The sequence below is a fragment of the Pseudomonas sp. NPDC077451 genome (genome assembly GCF_044543345.1).
Taxonomy (GTDB): domain Bacteria; phylum Pseudomonadota; class Gammaproteobacteria; order Pseudomonadales; family Pseudomonadaceae; genus Stutzerimonas.
The window spans coordinates 396,879-411,553 of the sequence record NZ_JBITVX010000002.1 but is presented as its reverse complement, the minus strand read 5'-3'; the positions used below and the strand labels follow the sequence as shown (position 1 = coordinate 411,553).

Genomic DNA, 14,675 nt, shown 5'->3' with positions numbered 1-14,675 from the left:
GTCCACCGATCAGCGGCTATTTAGACGCCGGCGTGAGCAGCAATCGCTGGGTGCCGTAGACCTTGTCGAGATTCTCCGACTTAAATGGGAAGCTCATGTAGCCGCCTTTCAACCAGGCCTCGATGCCATCTGCGTAGTGGGGGCTGGCCGGGTTGCCGGACTGACCGGTGCTGTTTAGCCCGATCATCGGCTCATCACGACCGAAGTCGACAACGATCCGCATCGCCGGGATCAGCCAGGTATCGAAATTGTCACCCCAGCGGTAGGCCGACACGTTCAGCGTGCTGTGATCGCCACCAGCCGCTACCGGCCCCCGATCCAGATAGCCGCTGATCGCATTGATGCCGGCGCGCTGGCTGGGCGACATGTAAGGCGCCAGTTGCGTAGTGCCGCTCTTCCAGGTGTAGGTATGCAGCTGCCCCCACTGCCAGGCACTTCGGTCAGCACCCAGGGCAGTTTCCATACGACTGACCGAAGCGGCAAGTGAGCGCGCCAGAATGGCCGGCTTGTCTTCCTGTTGGGGCGTACCGATATCGTCCCAGAACGGGCTGTCGTCCCGGCCGAGCAGATGATCGGCCTGTGCCGAATAGGAGGCGTTTGCGGCCTCGACCAGGGCCTTCCAAGCGCCGCTACCCTCCGGCCCCAGCTCGTCGAGAAAGGTCTGGCGTGCAACCTCAATCAGGAAGCTTTCATACAGCGCTGCGTCCGCAGAGCCAGCAGCGAGCTTGCCATCGAAGCGCAGCAGGGTTGAAAGCGCTTCACGTGCCCGGCGCCGCTCAGGCTCGGCAAGCGTATCGATGGCGGCTTTCAACGGCTCCGCCATTCCCGGCGCCTGCAGCATGGTCTGCAGCTTGGTCGCAAAGGTTGTCGTCTGGTCATACTGCATTGCGATCACACTGCGGGTGTCCTGCTTACCCCGACCAAGCAGCTCGGCAATACGCTCGGCACGCTCCGGGTAGTACCAGGAATTGGACAGCTGCATGCCATAGCCCTTAGGCACGGTGCGATGATTGGCGGTCCCCAGCCAGCCTTGTGTCGGATCCTGATCATAGGGGTGAAGCATGGGATCGGCGTAACCGTCCCAGTCATAACGCCCTTCCCAACCGGGCGACGGAAGCAGGCCCAACCCCTCACGCCGGTTCGGATAACGTCCGGTGACCTGCCAGCCGGTACTTTGCTGGTCGGCAAACACGATGTTCAGTGCCACGGCACGGATGTCGCGGGTCGCCTCGAACGCCTGGTCGACGGATTGCGCACGGGTCAGGTCGAAAAATGCATCCAGCGTTTGATCAGCCTCGAACTGGTTGGTCTTCAGAGCCAGCCCGTAACCACTGCTCAACTGCAGCGGCTGCAAGGGGTGTTTGCGCTCCCCTAGAACGCTATTGAGCAACGGCCCGTTGCGTGTCTCATAGATCGTTTCTCGGACAGGGCGCGCACCCTTGATAAAGAAGGTCTCATTTCGCTCGCGAGCCGGCACCCACTTGCCATCGGCCAGATACAGCAAACGGCTACCCTCGCGCCGCACCTGCTCGAGAAAGAGGTCCTGGGTATCGCCCATGACCATGGTCATGCCCCAGCCCAGCTTGCCGTTGAACCCGGCGACCACAGCAGGCACGCCAGCAATCGTCACGCCCGCAGCCTGAAACTTCGGCGAGCGAATCTGCACGAAGTTCCAGTACGACGGCATGGACAGCGGCAAGTGCGTGTCATTGGCCAGGATCGGCTTGCCACTACGCGTATTGCTGCCGGAAATGGCCCAATTGTTCGAAGCGGCGACCCCCAGCATGTTGAGCGAGGCAACTTGGGCGGCTGCGCTCTCAAGCGCTGCAAGCCCAGCAATATCGCCGCTCAGCTTCAAGCTTTTGAGCTTGTCGGCCTCCTCAAACGGCAACGCCTCGTCTGGGTAGGTGGGCAGCAGCCAGGCGACCTTGTCCGCACCGACTTTCTGCGCCATGACCAGTGATGCGATTTCTTCCTGAAGATTGACCGCTAGGCCGAAGTTCAACAGACAGAACACCAGTGCCGAATCTTCAGCCTTCCAGTACTCAGGCGTATAGCCTGTGACTGCAAGATCCATCGGCAACTTGTCGCGATGACGGAACAGGTAGGCGTTAACGCCTCTGGCATACACCTCGAAGAAGCGCTTCATCCGCGGCGAGCTTTCCCGATACAGCACCGCAGCGCTTTGCCGAAGGTTTACCGCACGCATGAAGCGGTCGACCTCAAGCACGCCGGGCCCGGCCATTTCAGCCAAGCGCCCTTCGGCCATGAGCCGCATGCTGACCATCTGGCTCAGGCGGTCAGTGGCATGTACGTAACCCAATCCGAACAGTGCATCATGAAAGTTCGCCGTTTCAATCAGCGGCATACCCAGCGTGTTGCGACGGATGCTTACGCTTTTGTCCAGCCCCGTAATCGCCTGGACGCCCTGGGCAGGCGGCAGGCTGTCGCTGTAGCGACTATCCAGATAGGCCTGGCAGCCGCTAAGGGCTCCACCCACAAATACGGCACCCAACGTCAGGCGAACCAGAAAAAACGGCAGGCGCAGTGGCATCAACGGCTCCTTGCGGGCAGGGCAGTACGGATATGAAAAGGATGTGGTCTGCCGTCGCACTCAGGCGGCTTGGTGATTCTTTGGCAGTGCTTCATCAAGCAGCCAGCGGGCGGAGCGGCGCGCCTCGGCCTTGTGCTGCAGTTCGAGCGCACTGAAGCGAGCCTCATGATGGCGACGCTCAGAACGATCCAGCGCTTTCCAGGCGTCATGAGTAGGGACTTGCGAGGTCTCGTCGAAGAGCACCTGAAAAACCTGACAGCGCGGGTCCTGACCCAGTGCGGAATCGAAGTTATCCAGCAGCACCTTGATCCGGATAGCACCTTCGATCAGAGGGACCTGTTCTTCGAGCAGGCTGCTCGCGAGCACGCGTAGGTCTGCGGCAAGCGCTGCGTGCTGCTGCGCCTGCATCTCCGCTAGCTGTTGCTCTCTGCGCCATACCCTGCGCCATAGATGCAGGGCGTATCCCGCCAGGGCCGCGATCAGCAGCAGGGCAGCTATGAGCAACACTATGGCGAAGGGTGTCATGCGCGGATCAGGCTCCGTGGCACTTCTTAAACTTTTTCTGGCTGCCGCATGGGCAGGGATCGTTCCGACCGACATCCTTCAGCGGATTACGCACCGGATCGTGGCTGTGGTTGCAATGCGGGCCGTGTACATGTCCGTGGTCCTGGTGCGCGTGGTCGTGATCATGATTGCAATCGGGACCGTGCACGTGTGTTTCGTGGTTCATCGGTACTGCTACTCCGGGATAAAGTTGCCGGGGATTATCTCGCCATTGGTTGAGATGTGCACGCGCCGTCCGAGCATTAGACCGGTTTTCAACTCACCATCCAGACGATAGGCAATCGGGCGATCCGGCTTTTCCAACAGACGCACAATGTACTTCATGTGCCGCCAGAGATTGGTATGTATCGGCACCTCGTAATACTCGAAGCCGTTTCCGGGAACGGTTGTCCAGCCGCTGGACTCTCCGCTCGCCAGCTCGATGTCGTTGAGGTGGACGGTATACACCAAACCGCGAACCGGCAGGCTCTGCTCGTTGGGATTGTCGATGCGAAAGCGCAGCATGAACTGCTGTTCGAGCAGCCTGGCTTTGATGATTTCGACGTTTTTAAGTTGAACGCGGGGATCCCGGAAATCACTGCTGAACCAGGTGGAACAGCCTGCAAGGCCGGCCAGCAGACTCAACAACATCACCGTTCTGGATATTCTTCTTATGGGTGCGTGGCAAAGCATTCCGGTACTCCAAAGGACGGCCAAGTGTAGCAAGCAGCGGATCGCCCGCAATGGGTTGTTTGGCGAAACTAGCAGCAACGTGCTACGTCTTTGCGACCGTTCTGACGGCTCCTGGCGAAGCCATCAACGCCGTTATCGCCAGCATGCCACTGGCTACTAGCCACGGCACTCGCTGGCGGGACTGCTCTCAACCAGCCAGCGCGCGAGCCAGCACCGCACGTACCTTCACAATTCCTTCAGCCAGCGCAGCCTCGATTTCCGCCATGGTGATGACCCCACTGCTTTTGCCCGCAGCCGGATTGACCACCAGCGCCAGACAGGCGTAGGGCAGCTCCAGTTCACGCGCCAGCACCGCCTCGGGCATACCGGTCATCCCGACGATGTCGCAACCATCGCGCTCCATCCTGGCGATTTCAGCGACCGTCTCCAGCCGCGGCCCCTGAGTGCAGCCATACACACCATGACTGCTGAACAGGTAACGTTCAGCTGCCAGACCGGCGATCAGGCGCTGGCGCAAGGGCTCGTCATAGGGATAGCTGAAGTCGACATGGGTAACATGCTCGATGTCGCCCTCGAAGAACGTGTGATCGCGGCCGTAGGTGTAATCGATCAACTGATGCGGCACACAGAGGTGACCGGCCCCCATGGTCGAATGGATGCCTCCGACTGCATTCACTGCGATAACGGCCTGCGCGCCGGCACGCTTCAGCGCCCACAGATTGGCGCGATAGTTGACCTGATGTGGCGGAACCCGGTGCGGGTGACCATGCCGAGCGAGAAACAGCACTTCGCGACCGGCATACTCTCCACGCACAATATCGGCCGACGGCGGACCGTATGGCGTTTGCATGGGTATCGCTTCGAGCAGGGTCAGCCCAGGCAGCTCGGTAAGCCCCGTGCCGCCGATAATGGCATGGACAGTCATCTGTGTTTCCTTGGTCAAGCGATCAGTTCGGCAGCTTTGAGTGCAGCGACGGATGCGCGCCAGCGTGGATCCTGTTTGTATTCCAGTGAGCCGCATGCCCGGTTGCGCATTCTGCCCAAAGCCGGTGATGGCTGCGCCCCGAGCCGCTGCAGCGCCGACAGTGCAAGCTCAGCAGCCCCGCGATCATTACACACCAACCCCATATCGCAACCCGCCGTCAGCGCCGCCTCGATGCGGCTCGCCGCATCACCGGCGACATGCGCACCAGCCATCGATAGGTCATCACTGAAAATCAAGCCGCGGAATCCCAACTCATCGCGAAGCACATCCTGCAACCAACGCCGGGAAAAACCAGCGGGCCTGTCGTCTATTTGCGGGTAGATAACATGGGCGGGCATCACAGCATCAAGCTCGGCGGCCAGCTTGCGGAAAGGGACAAGATCCCGACCGCGCAACTCATCCAACCCGCGTTCATCGACCGGTATTGCGACATGAGAATCCGCTTCGGCCCAGCCATGACCTGGGAAGTGCTTGCCAGTGGCCGCCATTCCGGCGCTGTGCATGCCCCTGATGAAAGCGCCGGCCAGCTCGCTTGCCCGTAGTGGATCACCCTCGAATGCACGCGAACCAACCACAGCGCTGCGCTGGTAATCGAGATCCAGAACTGGCGCGAAACTGAAATCGAGACCGACTGCGAGCACTTCAGTCGCCATCACCCACCCGCAAATTTCTGCCAGCTCCTGCGCATTGGGGCGCGAGGCGAATTCGCGCATCGCCGGTAGCCGGACGAAGTCACGCCTCAGCCGCTGGACGCGCCCCCCTTCCTGGTCGACCGCCAGCAGCAGATCAGGCCGCACCGCTCGAATCGCTCGGCAAAGCTCTTGGACTTGAGTCAGGTTTTCGATATTCCGGGCAAATAAAATAAGCCCGCCTACTTCCGGTTGGCGTAGCAATTGTCGGTCCTCGGCGGTCAGCCAAGTACCGGCAATATCCAACATCAAAGAGCCATGCATGTTAGTTAGCGAATCCTTATATCAGCGTTGCGCTTGACCAATCCGGGCATGCAGCTTCGCCGATATACACGGCACAGCCAGCGGGCACACGGGGGAAGAGTTCGAGCAGGTCGGCATTGCGTAACCTGATGCAGCCGTGGGAGAGCGGTATTCCCATAGGCTCCGAATCCGGCGTGCCATGCAGATAGATGTAGCGGCGAAAAGTATCGACTGGCCCCATCCGGTTGTACCCCGGCTCGCAACCACTGAGCCAGAGGATCCGCGTCAGGATCCAGTCACGGCCAGGAAAACGCTCATGCAGATCGTCATCCCATACCTCCCCGGTCCAACGCCGTCCGCGCAAAACGGCTCCCGAAGGCAGGCCCTCACCAATGCGTGCGCGCACCTGATGGCGGCCTCGCGGCGTACAACCGGTGCCATTGCGTTCACCTGCACCATTACGCGCGGTAGAAACAGGGAAACGAAGGCGCAGGCAGGAATTGGCAAACCCGTAGAGCGCCTGGTCAGCGATCGAGATATGGAGCAAATCGAGGTCGTTCATGGGCGGCTAGCTTAGCCGATCGCCCTGTGAGGATGCACCCTAGCCCTTGGCTGGCATTGCCAAGGCGTTACGTCGGGCAATCGGATGGGCCTGCGCCAGCCCTGGATCTGCGACACCCGAGTCGGCCCGCATACCCGCTGCAAGAAACGGGACCATCATGCGCATGACCTGCTCAATCGAGGTTCTTGCGCCGAAATCGTTCTCGGCGATAGCCCTTAGCGCTTTGATACCCGACATGCTGAAAGCCGCAGCGCCCAGCATGAAATGCACACGCCAGAACAACTCAATCGGCGGGATCGACGGCGCGGCCTCGTGTACCCGATGCATGTAACGGCGAAACACCTTCCCGTACATGTCCTCGAGATAGCGACGTAGATGCCCCTGGCTTTGACTGAAGGAAAGCCCCAGCAGACGCATGAAGATGGACAGGTCATCGCCGCTGCGCGGCGTCACTGCCAGCGCTTGCTCGACCAGGATCTCCAGCAACTCTTCGAGGCTTTCCTTCCTGTCAGACTGCGCTTCGCGCCTATCCAGCTCCCGCTCAAGGCTGATGCAGAATGGCCCTAGAAAACGCGAGAAAACTGCCTGAATAAGTGCCTTTTTCGAACCGAAGTGATAGTTCACTGCGGCCAGGTTGACGCCGGCTCTGCTGGTGATCAGACGCAGCGACGTCTCGGCGAACCCCTTCTCAGCGAATAGCTGCTCCGCCGCATCCAGGATACGCTCGACTGTTTCGGACTGCGCCATGCCCTCTCCCCCGACAAACATCTGTTTGAAACTTACGTTTCAACCTACACCAAGTCAACCGACATAGCGCCGAAATGCTTCGGCGGCCCTTTACTGCGCGCTCACAGCCTACCTGCCGCCCAATCAAACAACGATTGCCAAGCATTCGGTACTGTATATAATCCCAGTCACTGTATAAAAGAACAGAGACCCTTTTGATGATCAAACTGACCCCTCGCCAGTCGGAAATCCTCGCCTTCATCAAGCGTTGCCTTGAAGACAACGGCTACCCGCCGACACGCGCCGAGATCGCTCAGGAGCTGGGTTTCAAATCGCCCAACGCCGCAGAGGAGCACCTCAAGGCTTTGGCTCGCAAAGGCGCCATCGAAATGACGCCCGGCGCCTCTCGCGGGATACGTATTCCAGGCTTCGAACCGGCTACCGAGGACAACGGCCTTCCGGTAATCGGCCGGGTTGCTGCCGGTGCGCCAATTCTGGCGCAGCAACATGTCGAAGAATCTTGCCAGATCAATCCTTCATTTTTCCAGCCGAAGGCTGATTACCTACTGCGCGTCCACGGTATGAGCATGAAGGATATCGGCATATTTGATGGGGACCTGCTAGCGGTCCATACCACGCGTGAAGCACGGAATGGACAGATAGTCGTGGCCCGAATCGATGACGAAGTAACTGTTAAACGTTTTAAACGTGAAGGCAGCAAGGTCTGGCTGCTTGCCGAAAACGCCGAGTTTGCGCCTATTGAAGTTGATCTTGAACAGCAAGAGTTGGTTATCGAAGGTTTGAGCGTCGGCGTAATACGCCGCTAAGGAGAGGTTCATGCAGTACCATCCCCAACCCACCGCAGGCAAACCACCGCAGCTTTCCTTGTTCGAAGGGCTGATCGCGCATCGCCTGACACCGTTCGCAGAGGTAACGCACGCTCCACAGCCCGCCGACGACTGCCTGAGTGAAATGACCCTGACTGGTAGCGGGGATCACTGCCGCCAGTTGCTGGCTCCCATGCTGCGCGAGCTCAGTGAGGCAGCGGATACTCGCTGGCTCACGTTGATCGCACCGCCTGTATCGCTTTCACAGAGTTGGCTGCGAGAAACCGGACTGAATCGTGACCGCATTCTGTTGCTCCAGGCCCGCGATAGCCAGACTGCGCTTGAGCTGGCATGCAAGGCGTTGGTATCAGGCTGCAGCCACACGGTCATTACCTGGTTCCCACGCATCGACAAGGCGGGCCGCCTGAAGCTGCGCGTGGCGGCAGCCCAGGGCAATGCACAGAGTTTGAACATACGTCTGGGTAGCTAATACGCCCCAACCGGTTGGCATAAGGATGTGCCGAAACCCGCCAGGCGCCGCAAAGGCGACCAGGCGTCTTTACCCCTCAATGCAGCACGCGCGGCCCTTCTTCCTCCCGCTCGAAATCACCCTCCGATACGCGCCCCGCCATCTGCACGCCAATGTTGAACATGGCCTTAGCGACCTCAACATGCTGACCTTGCAGGAACGCCTTGGCATCATCAGAAAAATCCAGCGTGACCAACACGCCTTCGTCCTCGGCACGACGCAGCACAATGCTGCCGTCAGGTAGCTCGACGATTTCCAGAAAAGACGTTGGCATTGGCATGCTCCCCTTGAAACCGCGCATTGTAACAGCCGACCGCCCAGGCGGCAGCCTTTGGGTTTAGCTGCCAAAACAGGATGCTGAACTGCTGCTCAGTCTCGCGCAGGCAGGAAGCAGATGTGCAGTAACGCGCCGGCACAGTAGGATGGCTGCCTATTGATACCGGACCGCAGGATGACCATAAGAACCTTGCTACTGACCGCGCTGGCCATGCTCGCCTTCGCCGGCAATTCGCTGCTTTGTCGCGCAGCTCTGCGGGACAGCCAGATCGATCCGGCCAGCTTCACTGCGCTGCGCCTATGTGCCGGTGCACTGGTGTTGTGGCTTTTGTTGTGCCTGCGTGGGAAGTCTTTTTCTAACTCAGGCAGCTGGCGGGGCGCCCTCGCACTCTTCGCCTATGCAGCCTCGTTCTCTTATGCCTACCTCGACCTTGACGCAGGCGCCGGCGCGCTGCTGCTGTTCGGGGCCGTGCAGATAAGCATGATCACCTGGGGGATGCTGCAAGGTGAACGCTTGCATCGGGGGCAGACAGCCGGGATGCTCCTGGCAGGAGCAGGGCTGCTTGTGCTTCTGCTGCCAGGAACAAACACACCGCCGCTATCGGCATCACTTCTGATGGTGCTGGCAGGAGCGGCGTGGGGAGCCTATTCGATACTGGGTAAAGGGACGCCGGACTCACTTGCCGCTACTGCGGGCAATTTCATTCGCACCCTGCCAATCGCCGTCCTGTTATGCCTGCTTGCGTTGAACACGCTGGAGTGGGACAGCGCCGGATTGATCTATGCGCTGCTGTCTGGCGGTTTGGCCTCTGGCATCGGTTACGCCATCTGGTACGCAGCGCTCCCCGGCCTAGGGGCCATCCAGGCGGCCAGCGTGCAACTGAGCGTGCCACTTCTTACCGCCTTGGCGGGGAGCTTGCTGCTTGGGGAGCCCTTGACCGGGAAGTTGCTGGCCGCCGGCCTTGCGATTCTTGGAGGCATTGCATTGGTCATGCGTCTTAGACCAAGTACTTGATCCAGTACAGACACAGCAACGTTGCACGTCTAGTCGCTTACCACTCGGTAAGCGACTCGCGAAAGCGTAGGGCCAGCTGTTTCAAGCTGCTTCGCCAAGCCTCCAGCTCTTCACGCGCCAGCGCCGGCACCTGCGCATCCACACTGACCGCCTCGATCAACGGCATGGTTGGATCGGTTTTGGTCTTAGCAGGCGCACGAGGCGGCTCGAAGAGTGCTGAGTACGCTTTCAGCAGTTGTGCCAGCCAGGTTTCAGGATGCTCGGCCAACTCTATCAGCTCAGCGAGCTCCGGGCTCGATGACGAGCCCTGCACTGATGGCATCAGCAATAGCTCTGGACGCGGTGCGCTAGCACCAGGCAGGCGGTAGTAGCCAGCGATCTCGTGACATAGCCCCAGCAACGCGCCGTATAGATGAAAAAGACTAGCCTCGCGCTCGGCCTGGATCAGGCCTGGCGCATTCATCGCGCCTTTCTCCTCGGCCCGCTTCCAATTCTCAAGTGCGAGTCCGGCGAAGTAAATTTTCTGGTTGGTACGGGTGTACAGCTCATGAGCCATGGCGACGGTCTCCCAAGACTTGAAACGCTACAGGTCGAAGCCCGCGACAAAGCTGGCTCCGACCCGAGGCTGCCAGTTACTTACCGGTGCTTTTGTCCTCTACCTTCCATTTGCTGCCATCGAAGAAGGCTTTCCAGCCAGTCGGCTTGCCGTTGACCTCGGTTTGTACGTACTGCTCCTTGGTCTTGCGGCTGAAGCGGATCACAGCTGGGCGGCCTTCCGGATCCTTCTGAGGCGCCTTGAGCAAAAAGTGATACTTCGGGTCGATCTCATCCTTGTGAGGAATCAACTCCAGTACTAACGGTGCCCGGGTCTCGCGATTCTTCGGAAACTGGCTGGCGGCCAGGAACAAACCGGAAGCGCCATCGCGCAGTACATAGGTGTCGTCGACCTTTTCACATTTAAGCTCAGGCATCTTCACCGCATCCATCTTCGGCGGGGCCGCCTCGCCGCTTCTGAGCAACTTACGCGTGTTCTTACACTCGCCGTTGGTGCAACCGAAGAACTTGCCGAAACGGCCCGTTTTGAGCTGCATTTCACTGCCGCACTTGTCGCACTCCAGACTCGGCCCCTCGTAGCCCTTGATGCGGTACTGGCCCTCTTCGATCTCGTAACCTGTGCAATCGGGGTTGTTGCCACAGATATGCAGCTTATGGGTTTCGTCGAGCAGGTAGGCATCCATCGCCGTGCTGCAGATCGGGCATCGATGTTTGCCCAACAGCACGCGAGATTCGGACTCCCCTTCGTCATCAGCGGCAATCTCATCGCCCGGAATCAGGTTGACGGTGGACTTGCAGCGCTCTTTAGGCGGCAGGCTGTAGCCGGAGCACCCGAGAAAGACCCCAGTGGAGGCTGTGCGAATCATCATCGGACGTCCGCAGACCTTGCACGGAATATCGGTCAGCGTGGGCTGGTTGGCACGCATCCCGTTCTCGCTCGCCTCAGCGACCTCCAGCTTCTTTTTGAAGTCACCGTAGAACTCGTCGAGTACGTGCTTCCACTCGCGCTCACCCTGTGCGACATCGTCGAGATTCTCTTCCATGCCGGCAGTGAAGCCATAGTCCATCAGGTTGTTGAAGCTTTCCGAGAGGCGCTCGGTAACGATGTCGCCCATCTTCTCGGAATAGAAGCGGCGGTTATGCAGAGAGACATAGCCGCGATCCTGGATCGTCGAGATGATCGCCGCATAGGTCGACGGCCGACCAATTCCGCGCTTTTCCATCTCCTTGACCAGGCTCGCTTCGGAGAAGCGCGCAGGTGGCTTGGTGAAGTGCTGGCTCGGGTCGAGCTTGATCAGCTTCATCCCGTCGCCCTTATTCATGTCCGGCAGGACGTCGTCTTCACCGCTCTTGCTCTGCTGCGGCATGACCTTGGTGTAGCCGTCGAACTTGAGGATCCGACCCTTGGCGCGCAGCTCGAAGTTGCCCGCGGCAACGGTAACACTGGTCGACAGATACTGCGCAGGCGGCATCTGGCACGCGACGAACTGACGCCAGATAAGGTCATAGAGTCGCTCGGCGTCGCGCTCCATTCCTGACAGCTGAGCCGGACGAAGATTGACGTCGGAAGGACGAATCGCTTCGTGAGCTTCCTGGGCGCCTTCCTTGCTGGAGTAGAAGTTCGGCTTTTCCGGCAGGTACTTGTTGCCGAATTCATCTTCAATGAAGCTGCGCACCATGCTCAGGGCATCCGCCGAGAGGTTGGTCGAGTCGGTACGCATGTAGGTGATGTAGCCCGCCTCGTATAGCCGTTGGGCCATCATCATGGTCTTCTTCACGCCAAAGCCGAGACGGTTGCTCGCGGCCTGCTGCAGTGTGGAGGTAATGAAAGGCGCCGAGGGTTTGCTGCTGGTCGGCTTGTCTTCGCGCTTGGCGACACTGTAGCTCGCACCTTTGAGCTGCTCGAGTGCGGCCATCGCATGCGCTTCGTTCAGCGGCTTGAACGCCTCGCCGTTTTCGCGAGCGACCTCGAAACGGACCTTCGCCTGCTCGGCAGTGGCCAGGTCAGCATGGACCTCCCAGTACTCTTCCGGAACAAAGGCACGGATCTCGCGTTCCCGCTCGACTACCAACTTCACCGCAACCGATTGCACGCGTCCTGCAGAGAGCCCGCGCGCGATCTTTGCCCAGAGCAGCGGGGAAACCATGTAGCCCACCACCCGGTCGAGAAAGCGCCGCGCCTGTTGCGCATTGACCCGGTTGATATCTAGATCTCCCGGTTTGGAGAACGCCTCCTGGATCGCCTTTTTGGTGATCTCGTTGAACACCACGCGCTTGTAGCGGCTGTCATCGCCGCCGATTGATTCGCGCAGGTGCCAGGCGATGGCTTCCCCTTCTCTATCCAAGTCGGTCGCGAGGTAGATAGTGTCGGCTTCCTTGGCCAGGCGACGAAGCTCATCGATGACCTTTTCTTTGCCAGGCAGGATTTCGTACTTCGCCTTCCAGCCGTGCTCGGGATCGATGCCCATCCGGGTAAAAAGCTGACGCTTGGCTTTCTCCTTCGGCGAAAGCGCCGGGGCTTCGGCCGCTGCGGCCTTACCGCGCTTGACCGGCTCCTTGTTGGCAGAGCCGCTGGTGGGAAGGTCGCGGATGTGGCCGATACTCGACTTCACCACGTATTGGTTGCCCAAATACTTGTTGATTGTCTTGGCCTTGGCCGGTGATTCCACGATGACCAGCGATTTACCCATGGAGAGGAGAGTTCCTGAATCGAGAGGTGAACTGAGAGTGTTGAACCGGCCGCAGCCCGACGTCGAAACGCCACCCGGCCTGCCGGTTAAGAAGCGAAGCAGCCTAGCCAGCCTGCGAAGAGCAATCAATCGCTCCAGAAATCATCCGTACCCAAATCCAATGGCAGCCTAACTGCCTGGCAGGGGTTTTATCGTCCGAAACCGAGGGGAGTCATCTTCACTCGGTTCGAAAGCACCGCTATATATAGTGGCGATAGAGCCGAGGTCAAGCGCAGGGCTTAAGCCAGCTCGTCCGGACGACGCCTAAAAACGGCTGGGCTCGGCTTCGATCAGGGCGAAACGGGGAAGCGTTTCACCGTCGACTTCAACCGTTTCGGTGAACATCGAAAGCGGGCGCACCCATAAGCCGTAATCCCCGTATAGCGCCTGGTAGAAGACTAGCGACTCTTCCGTTTCGGAGTGCCGAGGCACTGCATATACGCGGTACTCGGGGCCTTTGTAATGGCGGTAACGGCCTGGCGTGACCTGCATCGCGGCTGCCTCTGAAAAAAAATCGCTCATCAAAATGAAAACCGGGGCACGAGGCCCCGGTTTCCGTGTCGCCAACTAGCTTAGACGCGTTCGAACACTGTGGTGATGCCTTGACCAAGGCCGATACACATTGTGGAAACGCCCAGCGTACCGCCGTTCTGCTTCATCACGTTCAACAGGGTGCCCGAAATACGAGCGCCCGAGCAACCGAACGGGTGACCCAGCGCGATGGCGCCGCCATGCAGGTTGACCTTCTGCTCCATCTTGTCGAGCAGCTTGAGATCCTTCAGCACCGGCAGCGCCTGAGCGGCGAAGGCTTCGTTGAGCTCGACGAAATCAATGTCGTCCATGGTCAGACCAGCACGCTTTAGCGCCTTCTGAGTGGCCGGTACCGGTCCGTAACCCATGATCGCCGGATCCACACCGGCCAGGGCCATGGAGCGAATCACAGCCATCGGCTGGATGCCCAGATCCTGTGCGCGCTGAGCGGACATGACGATCATGCACGACGCACCGTCAGTGATCTGCGAAGACGTACCCGCAGTCACAGTACCGCCCTTCGGGTTGAAGGCCGGCTTGAGTGCCGCCAGGCTTTCGAGGGTGGTCTCGGGACGAATGGTTTCATCGTAGTCGAAGACCTTGAGGAAACCGTTTTCGTCGTAGCCTTCCATCGGGATGATTTCATCCTTGAACATGCCGTCGACGGTAGCCTTGTGGGCCAGGCGATGCGAGCGCTCGCCGAAAGCATCCTGCTGCTCGCGAGTAATGCCATGCATCTTGCCCAGCATTTCAGCGGTCAGGCCCATCATGCCCGACGCTTTGGCAGCGTACAGCGACAGCTGCGGATTCGGATCGACACCATGCATCATGCCGACGTGGCCCATGTGCTCGACACCACCCACGACGAAGACATCACCGTTACCGGTCATGATCGCCTGAGCGGCGGTGTGCAATGCGCTCATGGAGGAGCCGCACAGGCGGCTGACGGTTTGCGCGGCACTGGTGTGCGGGATGCGGGTCAGCAGCGAGGCCATGCGGGCCACGTTCCAGCCCTGCTCAAGGGTCTGGTTGACGCAGCCCCAGATCACATCTTCCACTTCGGCCGGGTCGACCTTGGAGTTGCGTGCCAGTAAGCCATCGATCAGGTGCGCGGACATGGTCTCGGCGCGGGTATTGCGGTGCATGCCGCCCTTGGAACGACCCATCGGGGTACGGCCGAAGTCGACAATGACGACGTCTCTCGGATTAAGGCTCATA

General features: G+C 59.6%; 16 protein-coding genes. 3 read left to right on the top strand and 13 right to left on the bottom strand.

Annotation, left to right across the window (positions count from 1 at the left end; all coding sequences use genetic code 11):
• Nucleotides 1-16: 16 nt before the first annotated feature.
• From ACIGHL_RS05685 to ACIGHL_RS05650, 8 genes are all read right to left on the bottom strand, one after another.
• Complete coding sequence (locus ACIGHL_RS05685) at nucleotides 17-2,554, bottom strand: penicillin acylase family protein (protein WP_216706860.1); 2,538 nt, start codon at nucleotides 2,552-2,554, stop codon at nucleotides 17-19.
• 60 nt (nucleotides 2,555-2,614) lie between these two features.
• Nucleotides 2,615-3,079: a DUF2489 domain-containing protein gene (locus tag ACIGHL_RS05680; RefSeq protein ID WP_128120517.1), complete on the bottom strand. Its 465-nt coding sequence runs from the start codon at nucleotides 3,077-3,079 to the stop codon at nucleotides 2,615-2,617.
• A gap of 7 nt (nucleotides 3,080-3,086) precedes the next feature.
• A complete protein-coding gene (locus ACIGHL_RS05675) occupies nucleotides 3,087-3,284 on the bottom strand; it encodes an SEC-C metal-binding domain-containing protein (RefSeq protein WP_045428401.1) in 198 nt (65 codons plus the stop codon).
• Nucleotides 3,285-3,292: 8 nt separating this feature from the next.
• A complete protein-coding gene (locus ACIGHL_RS05670; RefSeq protein WP_073301615.1) occupies nucleotides 3,293-3,790 on the bottom strand; it encodes an LEA/WHy family protein in 498 nt (165 codons plus the stop codon).
• A 187-nt stretch (nucleotides 3,791-3,977) separates the two neighbouring features.
• Nucleotides 3,978-4,715 (bottom strand): S-methyl-5'-thioinosine phosphorylase, encoded by a 738-nt coding sequence (locus ACIGHL_RS05665; protein ID WP_128120516.1) that lies wholly within the window; start codon nucleotides 4,713-4,715, stop codon nucleotides 3,978-3,980.
• A gap of 14 nt (nucleotides 4,716-4,729) precedes the next feature.
• Complete coding sequence (gene nagZ / locus ACIGHL_RS05660; RefSeq protein ID WP_128120515.1) at nucleotides 4,730-5,728, bottom strand: beta-N-acetylhexosaminidase; 999 nt, start codon at nucleotides 5,726-5,728, stop codon at nucleotides 4,730-4,732.
• 16 nt (nucleotides 5,729-5,744) lie between these two features.
• A complete protein-coding gene (locus ACIGHL_RS05655) occupies nucleotides 5,745-6,269 on the bottom strand; it encodes a L,D-transpeptidase (RefSeq protein WP_128120514.1) in 525 nt (174 codons plus the stop codon).
• A 39-nt stretch (nucleotides 6,270-6,308) separates the two neighbouring features.
• Entirely contained in the window at nucleotides 6,309-7,016 is a 708-nt protein-coding gene (locus ACIGHL_RS05650) for a TetR/AcrR family transcriptional regulator (protein ID WP_128120513.1), read from the bottom strand.
• A 197-nt stretch (nucleotides 7,017-7,213) separates the two neighbouring features.
• On the opposite strand from ACIGHL_RS05650, the gene lexA reads away from it, so the two are divergent.
• Together lexA and sulA are read left to right on the top strand one after the other, a co-directional pair.
• Nucleotides 7,214-7,822, top strand: a complete 609-nt coding sequence (gene lexA / locus ACIGHL_RS05645; protein WP_045428414.1) for a transcriptional repressor LexA — start codon at nucleotides 7,214-7,216, stop codon at nucleotides 7,820-7,822.
• Nucleotides 7,823-7,832: 10 nt separating this feature from the next.
• Nucleotides 7,833-8,312, top strand: coding sequence for an SOS-induced cell division inhibitor SulA (gene sulA / locus ACIGHL_RS05640; protein WP_128120512.1), 480 nt, complete (start codon nucleotides 7,833-7,835; stop codon nucleotides 8,310-8,312).
• A 76-nt stretch (nucleotides 8,313-8,388) separates the two neighbouring features.
• Here sulA and ACIGHL_RS05635 read toward each other — a convergent pair whose 3' ends face one another.
• Nucleotides 8,389-8,625, bottom strand: a complete 237-nt coding sequence (locus ACIGHL_RS05635) for a hypothetical protein (RefSeq protein ID WP_045428419.1) — start codon at nucleotides 8,623-8,625, stop codon at nucleotides 8,389-8,391.
• A gap of 177 nt (nucleotides 8,626-8,802) precedes the next feature.
• On the opposite strand from ACIGHL_RS05635, the gene ACIGHL_RS05630 reads away from it, so the two are divergent.
• Nucleotides 8,803-9,642, top strand: a complete 840-nt coding sequence (locus ACIGHL_RS05630; RefSeq protein WP_128120511.1) for a DMT family transporter — start codon at nucleotides 8,803-8,805, stop codon at nucleotides 9,640-9,642.
• 37 nt (nucleotides 9,643-9,679) lie between these two features.
• Here ACIGHL_RS05630 and ACIGHL_RS05625 read toward each other — a convergent pair whose 3' ends face one another.
• From ACIGHL_RS05625 to fadA, 4 genes are all read right to left on the bottom strand, one after another.
• Nucleotides 9,680-10,198, bottom strand: coding sequence for a DUF6586 family protein (locus tag ACIGHL_RS05625; RefSeq protein WP_128120510.1), 519 nt, complete (start codon nucleotides 10,196-10,198; stop codon nucleotides 9,680-9,682).
• Between the two features lie 76 nt (nucleotides 10,199-10,274).
• Complete coding sequence (gene topA / locus ACIGHL_RS05620; protein WP_128120509.1) at nucleotides 10,275-12,887, bottom strand: type I DNA topoisomerase; 2,613 nt, start codon at nucleotides 12,885-12,887, stop codon at nucleotides 10,275-10,277.
• A 303-nt stretch (nucleotides 12,888-13,190) separates the two neighbouring features.
• On the bottom strand, nucleotides 13,191-13,418 hold the full coding sequence (locus ACIGHL_RS05615) for a DUF1653 domain-containing protein (protein WP_128120657.1): 228 nt from the start codon (nucleotides 13,416-13,418) through the stop codon (nucleotides 13,191-13,193).
• An 80-nt stretch (nucleotides 13,419-13,498) separates the two neighbouring features.
• Nucleotides 13,499-14,674, bottom strand: a complete 1,176-nt coding sequence (gene fadA / locus ACIGHL_RS05610) for an acetyl-CoA C-acyltransferase FadA (protein WP_073301589.1) — start codon at nucleotides 14,672-14,674, stop codon at nucleotides 13,499-13,501.
• Nucleotide 14,675: the final 1 nt, after the last annotated feature.

Excerpts from the sequence above, each read along its gene's own strand:
- ACIGHL_RS05685 (WP_216706860.1), bottom strand. The coding sequence starts at position 2,554 with ATGCCACTGCGCCTGCCGTTTTTTCTGGTTCGCCTGACGTTGGGTGCC.
- ACIGHL_RS05680 (WP_128120517.1), bottom strand. The coding sequence starts at position 3,079 with ATGACACCCTTCGCCATAGTGTTGCTCATAGCTGCCCTGCTGCTGATC.
- ACIGHL_RS05675 (WP_045428401.1), bottom strand. The coding sequence starts at position 3,284 with ATGAACCACGAAACACACGTGCACGGTCCCGATTGCAATCATGATCAC.
- ACIGHL_RS05670 (WP_073301615.1), bottom strand. The coding sequence starts at position 3,790 with ATGCTTTGCCACGCACCCATAAGAAGAATATCCAGAACGGTGATGTTG.
- ACIGHL_RS05665 (WP_128120516.1), bottom strand. The coding sequence starts at position 4,715 with ATGACTGTCCATGCCATTATCGGCGGCACGGGGCTTACCGAGCTGCCT.
- nagZ (WP_128120515.1), bottom strand. The coding sequence starts at position 5,728 with ATGCATGGCTCTTTGATGTTGGATATTGCCGGTACTTGGCTGACCGCC.
- ACIGHL_RS05655 (WP_128120514.1), bottom strand. The coding sequence starts at position 6,269 with ATGAACGACCTCGATTTGCTCCATATCTCGATCGCTGACCAGGCGCTC.
- ACIGHL_RS05650 (WP_128120513.1), bottom strand. The coding sequence starts at position 7,016 with ATGGCGCAGTCCGAAACAGTCGAGCGTATCCTGGATGCGGCGGAGCAG.
- lexA (WP_045428414.1), top strand. The coding sequence starts at position 7,214 with ATGATCAAACTGACCCCTCGCCAGTCGGAAATCCTCGCCTTCATCAAG.
- sulA (WP_128120512.1), top strand. The coding sequence starts at position 7,833 with ATGCAGTACCATCCCCAACCCACCGCAGGCAAACCACCGCAGCTTTCC.
- ACIGHL_RS05635 (WP_045428419.1), bottom strand. The coding sequence starts at position 8,625 with ATGCCAACGTCTTTTCTGGAAATCGTCGAGCTACCTGACGGCAGCATT.
- ACIGHL_RS05630 (WP_128120511.1), top strand. The coding sequence starts at position 8,803 with ATGACCATAAGAACCTTGCTACTGACCGCGCTGGCCATGCTCGCCTTC.
- ACIGHL_RS05625 (WP_128120510.1), bottom strand. The coding sequence starts at position 10,198 with ATGGCTCATGAGCTGTACACCCGTACCAACCAGAAAATTTACTTCGCC.
- topA (WP_128120509.1), bottom strand. The coding sequence starts at position 12,887 with ATGGGTAAATCGCTGGTCATCGTGGAATCACCGGCCAAGGCCAAGACA.
- ACIGHL_RS05615 (WP_128120657.1), bottom strand. The coding sequence starts at position 13,418 with ATGCAGGTCACGCCAGGCCGTTACCGCCATTACAAAGGCCCCGAGTAC.
- fadA (WP_073301589.1), bottom strand. The coding sequence starts at position 14,674 with ATGAGCCTTAATCCGAGAGACGTCGTCATTGTCGACTTCGGCCGTACC.